The following is a 2,041-nucleotide window of genomic DNA, read 5'->3' as shown; positions in this document are numbered from 1 at the left end:
GCCACGGCCGGCGGGTACGCGCCGGGAGCGCCGTCGAGCGGTCCCGGTTCCGGGCGGCGGGCCGGGGACGGGGAGAAGGGCGGAGTACGGACCGCGCTCGCCGGGCTCAGCACGCGGGGGCGGTCGTTCCTGGCGGCCGGGATAGCTGCGGCCGTCTGCGCGTATGTGCTCGGGCAGCCGGATCTGCTGCGGGTGGGGCTGCTGCTGGCGGTGCTGCCGCTGATCTGTGCGGGGGTGCTGTACCGGACGCGGTACCGGGTGGCGGGATCCCGGCGGCTGTCGCCCGCGCGCGTACCCGCCGGGAGTGAGGCGCGGGTGCATCTGCGGATGGACAACGTCTCGCGGATGCCCACCGGGCTGCTGATGCTCCAGGACCGCGTCCCGTACGTCCTCGGGCCGCGCCCCCGTTTCGTCCTGGACCGCGTCGAGGCCGGCGGGCGCCGCGAGGTCTCCTACCGGGTCCGCTCCGACCTGCGGGGCCGCTACCCCCTGGGCCCCCTCCAGCTCCGCCTGTCCGACCCCTTCGGCATGTGCGAACTGACCCGCTCCTTCTCGTCGCACGACACCCTGACGGTGATCCCCCGCGTCGACCCCCTCCCCCCGGTCCGCTTCAGCGGCGAGGCGAAGGGGTACGGCGACGGCCGCCAGCGCTCCCTGGCCCTGGCCGGCGAGGACGACGTCATCCCGCGCGGCTACCGCTACGGCGACGACCTGCGCCGCGTCCACTGGCGCTCGACGGCCCGCTACGGCGAGCTGATGGTCCGCCGCGAGGAACAGCCCCAGCGCGCCCGCTGCACGGTCCTCCTGGACACCCGGGGCATCGCGTACGACGGCGTCGGCCCCGACGCCCCGTTCGAGTGGGCCGTCTCGGGCGCCGCGTCGGTCCTCACGCACATGCTGGAACGCGGCTTCACCGTCCGCCTCCTCACCGACACCGGCAGCTCGGTCCCCGGCGAGGGCGCCGAGGGCTTCGTCGGCGGCGGCGAGTCCGCCGAGGCGGCCGGCCTGATGATGGACACCCTCGCGGTGGTCGACCACTCCGACGGCGCCGGCCTCTCCCGCGCGTACGACGTCCTGCGCGGCGGAAACGAGGGCCTGCTGGTCGCGTTCCTCGGCGATCTGGACGAGGAACAGGCCGCGGTGGCCGCGCGGATGCGCCAGCGCAGCGGGGGCGCGATCGCGTTCCTGATCGACAACGACTCGTGGAGCCGTGAACCGGGCCGTGAACCGAACGGCGGGTCCGATCCGATGAAGGGTCGGACGGCACAGGAGGAACGGCTGAGGATGCTGAGGGACGCGGGCTGGACGGCCGTGAGCGTCCCCAGAGGCGCCTCCATGGAGGACCTGTGGCGCCAGGCGGACCGTGAGCGGTCCGGCGTGGTGGGCACGGGCGGAAGGACGGGAACATGAGCGGGCGGGCGAGGCTGACGCTGTGGTCCGCGGCGGCGACGCTGATGGCGGCGACCGCCCTGCTGCCCCTGGTCGAGCGCAGCTCCTGGTTCGTCCAGGCGGTCCTGGTCCTGCTGCTCCAGTCGGGCGTGGGCGCGGTGGCCCGCCGTGTCCCCCTGGCCCGCCCGCTGACGGTCGCGGCGCAGGCGCTCGCGCTGGTCCTGCTGCTGACGGTGATGTTCGCCCGTGAGCAGGCCCTGGCGGGCGTCGTCCCCGGCCCCGAGGCCATCGCGCGCTTCGCGGACCTGTTCCGGGCCGGCGGGCAGGACATCGGGCGGTACGCCATCCCGGCGCCGCTGTCCGACGGCATCCGGCTGATGCTGATCGGCGGTGTCCTGCTCATCGGTCTGCTGGTCGACACCCTCGCGGTGACGTTCCGCAACGCCGCCCCGTCCGGGCTGCCGCTGCTCGCCCTGTACTCGGTGGCGGCGGGGCTGTCCGACGGCGGTTCGGACTGGCTGTGGTTCCTGGTCGCGGCGGCCGGCTATCTGATGCTGCTGCTCGCCGAGGGCCGCGAGCGCCTCTCCCAGTGGGGCCGCGTCTTCGGCGGCGCCCCGCGCGGCCCCGGCGGTGCGGGCGCGGCGGAGGGCCC

At 75.3% G+C, this 2,041-nt stretch carries 2 protein-coding genes; both read left to right on the top strand.

Annotated features, from left to right (window positions below):
* Positions 1 to 129 precede the first annotated feature (129 nt).
* Positions 130 to 1,410 carry a DUF58 domain-containing protein gene (locus ACVNF4_RS35305; RefSeq protein ID WP_461806931.1) on the top strand — a complete coding sequence of 427 codons (1,281 nt, stop codon included), beginning with the start codon at positions 130 to 132 and terminating at the stop codon, positions 1,408 to 1,410.
* A partial coding sequence (locus ACVNF4_RS35300; RefSeq protein WP_461806930.1) for a DUF3488 domain-containing protein occupies positions 1,407 to 2,041 on the top strand: 635 nt, incomplete at its 3' end. The genes ACVNF4_RS35305 and ACVNF4_RS35300, both read left to right, overlap by 4 nt.

The sequence above is a fragment of the Streptomyces sp. S6 genome (assembly GCF_054880855.1).
This window is presented reverse-complemented; position numbering and strand designations above follow the sequence as displayed.